The following is a 6176-nucleotide window of genomic DNA, read 5'->3' as shown; positions in this document are numbered from 1 at the left end:
CCACATGCGGCGTCGGCACATCCACATGCAACGTCCGCGGCAACACCCCATGCCGCAACGCCAACACCATCTTGATCACACCGCCGACCCCCGCCGCCGCCTGCGTATGCCCCACATTCGACTTCAACGACCCCAACCACAACGGCCCCCCACCAACACGCCCCACCCCATACGTCGCCAACAACGCCTGCGCCTCGATCGGATCACCCAACCGCGTCCCCGTCCCATGCCCCTCCACCACATCCACATCCACACCCGACAACCCCGCACTCGCCAACGCCGCCCGAATCACCCGCTGCTGCGACGGCCCATTCGGAGCCGAGAAACCACTGGAGGCGCCGTCCTGGTTCACCGCGCTGCCCCGGACGATCGCCAGCACCGGATGACCGTTGCGCCGCGCGTCGGACAGCCGCTCGATCAGCACCAGTCCCACGCCCTCCGAGCAACCGGTGCCGTCCGCGGCCGCCGCGAACGCCTTGCACCGCCCGTCACGCGCCAGCCCGCGCTGATGGCTGAAGTAGGCGAACATGTCAGGTGTCGTCATGACCGTCACGCCACCGGCCAGCGCCAGCGAACACTCCCCCGACCGCAGCGCCTGCGCCGCCAGATGCAACGCCACCAGCGACGACGAGCACGCCGTGTCCACCGTCACCGCAGGCCCCTCCAGACCCAAGGTGAAGGCCACGCGTCCGGTCACCAGACTGCCGTCGGTGCTCTCCCCGTAGTCGTGGTACATCACGCCGCCGAAGACGCCGGTGGGCGTGCCCCGCAGAGTCGCGGGGTCGATGCCGGCGCTCTCGATGGCCTCCCAGGCGACCTCCAGGAGGAGCCGCTGCTGGGGATCCATGGCCAGGGCCTCACGCGGGGAGATCCCGAAGAACTCGGCGTCGAAGTCCGCACTGTCGTAGAGGAACCCGCCCTCCGTCGCGATCGACTTGCCGGGCAGCCCTGGTTCGGGGTCGTAGAGGCCGTCCAGATCCCAGCCCCGGTCGGTCGGGAACGCCGCGACGCCGTCGCCCTCGGACATCAGCAGGCGCCACAGCTCCTCAGGAGTGGTCACGCCGCCCGGATACCGGCACGCCATCCCGACGATCGCCACCGGTTCGGCGGCCGCTGCGCTGAGCCGTGCGTTCTCGCCTCGCAGCCGCTCGTTCTCCAGCATCTGCTTGCGCAGCGCCTCCACGATCCGCTCGACGGACGTCTCCATGCCAGGTCGCCCTCCCGGTCGGCTCGCCTCGCCAGCCATCCCAGACGGTAACGATCCGGACCGTGACACAACGACCCCTACGCTGCCACTATCAGGCGAGCCGCCGCCTAGGGGTGGGGATCGCTCACTGGCTGCCCCGGCGGCTGAAGTAGCGGATGGTGACCGCCATGCTGATCAGCAGAATCGGCGCCCACCAGGCGAGGGCGACCCAGAGACTGTTGCCCAGCGGCATCCCGATGAGCAGCGCTCTGGTCGCGTCGATGAGCGGCGTGAACGGCTGGTTCTCCACGACGGCGCGCAGAACCGACGGCATGCTCGACGGTGGCACGAGCGCGCTGCTCGCGTACGGCAGCATCACCAGGATGAAGGAGAGTCCGCCCGCGCCCTCGACGCTGCCCGCCACCCCGCCGATCAGGACGGCGAGCCAGCCCATCGCGAGGATGAACACCAGCAGCAGACCCAGGACGGCCAGCCAGTCGCCCAGGCTCGCCGTCGGGCGGAAGCCCACCAGCCAGCCCACCCCGACCGCCAGCGCGACAGCCATGACGCTGCGCAGGCTCGCGGCCACGACGTGTCCCACGAGTACGGCCGGCTGGAACACCGGCATGGAACGGAGACGCTGGAAGAGGCCGAACTGCAGATCGTTGGCGATCGCGACCGCGGTCGAGGGCGAGTTGAACGCCACGCTGAGCACGATGACGCCGGCGATCACGTAGTTCACGTACGTCGGCCCGTTGACCTCGATCGCGCCGCCGAACAGGTAGCGGAACATCAGCAGCAGCAGGATAGGCACGACGAAGGCCTGGATGACCTCGTCGACGTTCCGGGTGAGGTGCCGCACACTCCTACGCGACATCTCCACGCAGTCGCCGACGGCCATGGCTAAAGCGGAGCGTTCCTGGGCGGCCAGGGCTTCTGCCGTCATTTCACGCCTTCCTTCGGGGTGCTGGTCAGCATGCGGAACACGTCGTCGAGCGTGGGCTGACGCAAGGCGACCCGCTGGACTTCGAAACCGGCGTCCGCCGCCCGGTTGAGCAGATCGCGGACGTCGCCCGGACCGTAGACGGGCACGCTGACGGTCTGGGCGTCGACGGACTCGCCGTCGAGGAGCGCTCGGAGCCGGTCGACGTCGTCGGCTGCGACGGTCAGCTCGGCGCGCTCGGGTCCGACCTGCCTCTTGAGCTCCTGCGACGTGTCCTCGGCGATGATGCGGCCGTGGTTGAGCACGGCGATCCTGTCGGCGAGCTGATCGGCCTCCTCGAGATACTGCGTGGTCAGCAGGATGGTGGTGCCCGCGGCGGTCAGCTTCCTGATCGTCTCCCACATCGCCGTCCGGCTCGTCGGGTCGAGGCCCGTCGTGGGCTCGTCGAGGTAGAGCACCGATGGCGAGCTGATGAGACTGACCGCGAGGTCGAGCTTGCGGCGCATGCCGCCCGAATAGGTCCTGACTTGACGGTCGGCAGCGTCGAGCAGGCCGAACAGCTCCAGCAGTTCGGCAGCACGGCCGGTGACGGCGGCGCGTCCCAAGTGGAACAACCGGCCCATCATCTCCAGGTTCTCCCGGCCGGTGAGCACCGTGTCGACCGCCGTCTCCTGGCCCGTGAGGCCGATCAACCGGCGTACCGCCCGCGCGTCCTTGGCGACGTCGTGGCCGTTCACCAAAGCCACGCCGCCGTCGGCTTTGAGCAGCGTGCTCAGAATACGAACGACCGTGGTCTTGCCCGCGCCGTTGGGCCCGAGCAGCGCGAGCATCATGCCCCTCTCGACCTTGAGGTCGACCGATTCGAGGGCTGTGACGTCGCCGAACGACTTGCGCAGGCCTCTGGTCTCGATCGGGTGACTGACCGGCATTCGCTATCCTCCAGAAGATCGGGGATTGGGGGAGGCGGCGGGAGAGGCCTTCACTCGGGGTTTCCCAGCGCCATGCGGATCAGCGCTTCGCTGTCCATGGTGTCGATCGACTCCCGCTCGCCCTGTCGGCCGTCATCCTCCTCGGGCCCCGGTGCCGGCTCGGGTTCCGGCGCCAGCTCCGCGAGGAGGTACACGGCCAGCGAGCGCGGAGTCGGGTAGTCGTAGATCATCCCTGCCGGCAGCTTGAGCCCCGTGACCAGGGTGAGCTTGTTGCGGATGCCGACGGCCGACAGCGAGTCGAAGCCGACGTCGGTGAAGGTGGCGTCGAGGTCGATCTGGGCCGGGTCCGCGTAGCCCAGGATCCCGGCCGCGTGCGTCCGCACCAGATCCAGCACCGCGGGCAAGCGCCGATGGGCAGGCATCCCGGCCAGCCGCCCGAGCACCGTGCCGTTTTCGCGCTGGATCTCCTGGACGGATCGCCGGGCGGCCGACCGGGTAAGGCCGCGCAACACCGGGGGCAGCTCTTCAGGGTCCTGGCTCATCAGCACTTCGGTATCGAGCTGAATCGGCACGAACAGAGCCTCGCCCAGGGCACATGCGGTGTCAAGGAGAGCCAGGCCCTCCTCGCCGGTCAGCGCGCCGATCCCGAGCCCCGCGACTCTGGCCGTCGCGGCGCCGTCCATGCTCGCGGCCATGCCGCCGCCGACGTCCCAGGTCCCCCAGGCCAGCGAAGTCCCGGCGAGCCCGGCGGACCTGCGCCGGGCGGCCAGCGCGTCGAGGAACGCGTTGGCCGCAGCGTAGCCGCCTTGCCCCGGTGATCCCAGCACGCCGGCAGCCGAGGAGAACAGCACGAAGGCCGACAGGTCGCAGTCTCGGGTGAGCTCGTCGAGGGCGAGCGCGGCGTCCGCTTTGGGCCGCAGCACGGCGTCGATCCGATCGGGGGTCAGCGAGGAGATCACACCGTCGTCGAGCAGACCGGCGGCGTGCACGACGGCCCGCAGCGGGCGCTCGTCCGGAATGCCCGCCAGGACGGCGGCCAGCGCCTCCCGGTCTGCCACGTCGCAAGCCACGACCGAGACGCTCGCGCCCATCTCCGTCAGTTCCTCCCGCAGCTCGGCGGCGCCGGGGGCGTCGCCACCCCGGCGGCTGGCCAGCACCAGGTTCCTGACACCGTGCTCGCCGGCCAGGTGGCGAGCCACAGCGCCGCCCAGCGCCCCGCTCGCGCCAGTGATCAACACCGTTCCTTCCGGATCCCACACGGGGCCCGAGGCCGGCGCCGGCATTCGGATCAGGCGCGGTGCCCGGACGACGCCTCGCCGTACGGCCGTCTGGGATTCGCCGGTCGCGACCGCGGCGGGGATCATCGCGATCGACCGGGCCGCGTCGTCGGCGGGGTCGAGGTCCACGAGCGTGATGCTGTCCGGGTCCTCCGCCTGGGCCGAGCGCACGAGCCCGCAGACCGCGGCGCCCGCCAGGTCGGCCGGGTTCTCTCCGTCGCAGGAGACCGCCCCCCTGGTCACGACGACCAGCCTGGTGGAGGTCGAGAGGTGGGCCTGGATCAGGGCGAGTATCCGGTGCACTTCCTCGTGCACGTCGCCACCGCACGCCGCCACGAGCACGCCGGCGGCCGCCGGGTCGCCGGGGAAGGCCTGGGCCAGGCCCCAGCGGTCCGGCCCGATCACCGCCCAGCCGGCGGCGGCGACGTGATCAGCCGTAACGCGTTGCCAGTCCACGCCGAACAACGCGTCCGAGGCCGCCGGTGCGGCTGCGGCCTGCCTCGCCACAGGTGCGGCCGGGCGAAGCAGCAGCGATCCGACGGACATGACCGGGCTGCCGGTCGGCTCGGCGATGTCCAGGGACACCGCTCCGGAGCCCGCGGGCCGTACCCGCACCCGCAGGGCGGTGGCGCCGGTCGCGTGTGTCTCTATCCGCTCCCAGGAGAACGGCAGCATGGCCTCGCCGCCTGTCGCTCCGCCGCGCCCGATCGCCTGGAGGGCGGCGTCCAGGAGCGCGGGGTGCAGCACGAACCGGTCGGCGCCGGCGTGAGCGGACGGCGGGAGCACCACCTCGGCGAAGATCTCCTCACCTCGTTTCCACACCGCGCGCAGGCCCTGGAAGGCCGGGCCGTACTCGAATCCCTGCGCGGCTAGATCGTCGTACATCCCGTCGGCAGGCAGCTGCCGCGCGCCGGGCGGCGGCCATTCGGCGAGGTCGAACGGCTCCGATCCGCTGTCCGGCACCAGCACGCCGGTGACGTGCCGCGTCCAGGACGCGTGCTCGGCGGCGCCCTCGGCCCGGGAGTGCACGCTGATCCGCCGTATGCCCGACTCGTCCGGCGGATCTACGGCCAGCTGCAACCGCACGCCCGAGCGCTCGGGCACGACCAGCGGCGCTTCGATGATCAGCTCCTCCACCCGGCGGCACCCGACCTCGTCACCGGCTCGGACGGCCATCTCCACGAAGCCTGTGCCGGGGAAGATCAGGGCGCGGCCGATCGCGTGGTCAGCCAGCCACGGGTGCGTCCCGGCCGAGATGCGGCCGGTGAACAGCACGCCGCCGTTGGCGGCCACCTCGGTGGCCGGGCCGAGCAGGGGATGCTCCTCGGCACCCGCGCTCCCGGCCGTGGACTCCAACCAGTATCGCCGGCGTTGGAAGGGGTAGGTGGGCAGCTCGACCAGGCGGCCTCCGCCGATGATCGAGGGCCAGTCGACGGCCGCACCCGAACAGTGCAGCGTGGCGGCCGCGGTCAGGAGGGCGTCCGCCTCGTCCCGGCCCTTCGGCAGGGTGGCGGCGACGGTGAAGTCCGCGGGATCGTCCAGCGCCTCCTGGACGAGCGCGGCGAGCGCGCCACCGGGTCCGATCTCGAGGAACCTGGTCACCCCCATCCCCCGCATCGCCAGCACCGCATCATGGAAACGCACCGGCCGACGCACCTGCTCCACCCAATACCCCGCCCCACACCCCTCCTCCCCCACCAACCCACCCGTCAACGTCGACACCCACGGCACACGCGGCGCGGCGAACCCCAACCCCTCAACCGCCGCACCGAACTCCGCCAACATCGGCTCCATCAACCCCGAATGAAACGCATGCGACACCCGCAACGGACGCACCCGCT

The 6176-nt window shown here is 71.0% G+C and carries 4 protein-coding genes; all 4 read right to left on the bottom strand.

What is annotated here, in order from left to right:
* On the bottom strand, nt 1-1207 hold a 1207-nt coding region (locus AB0C16_RS39520; RefSeq protein WP_357691188.1), incomplete at its 3' end, for a beta-ketoacyl synthase N-terminal-like domain-containing protein.
* Between the two features lie 124 nt (nt 1208-1331).
* Nucleotides 1332-2132 carry an ABC transporter permease gene (locus tag AB0C16_RS39515; protein WP_357691186.1) on the bottom strand — a complete coding sequence of 267 codons (801 nt, stop codon included), beginning with the start codon at nt 2130-2132 and terminating at the stop codon, nt 1332-1334.
* On the bottom strand, nt 2129-3058 hold the full coding sequence (locus AB0C16_RS39510) for an ATP-binding cassette domain-containing protein (RefSeq protein WP_357691184.1): 930 nt from the start codon (nt 3056-3058) through the stop codon (nt 2129-2131). Before AB0C16_RS39510 ends, AB0C16_RS39515 begins: the two co-directional genes overlap by 4 nt.
* A 50-nt stretch (nt 3059-3108) precedes the next feature.
* Nucleotides 3109-6156 carry an SDR family NAD(P)-dependent oxidoreductase gene (locus AB0C16_RS39505; RefSeq protein ID WP_357691190.1) on the bottom strand — a complete coding sequence of 1016 codons (3048 nt, stop codon included), beginning with the start codon at nt 6154-6156 and terminating at the stop codon, nt 3109-3111.
* Nucleotides 6157-6176: the final 20 nt, after the last annotated feature.

This window comes from Nonomuraea sp. NPDC048916 (assembly GCF_040649575.1).
Classification (GTDB): Bacteria; Actinomycetota; Actinomycetes; order Streptosporangiales; family Streptosporangiaceae; genus Nonomuraea.
The sequence above is the reverse complement of the archived record's forward strand: the minus strand, read 5'-3'. Positions and strand labels throughout refer to the sequence as shown.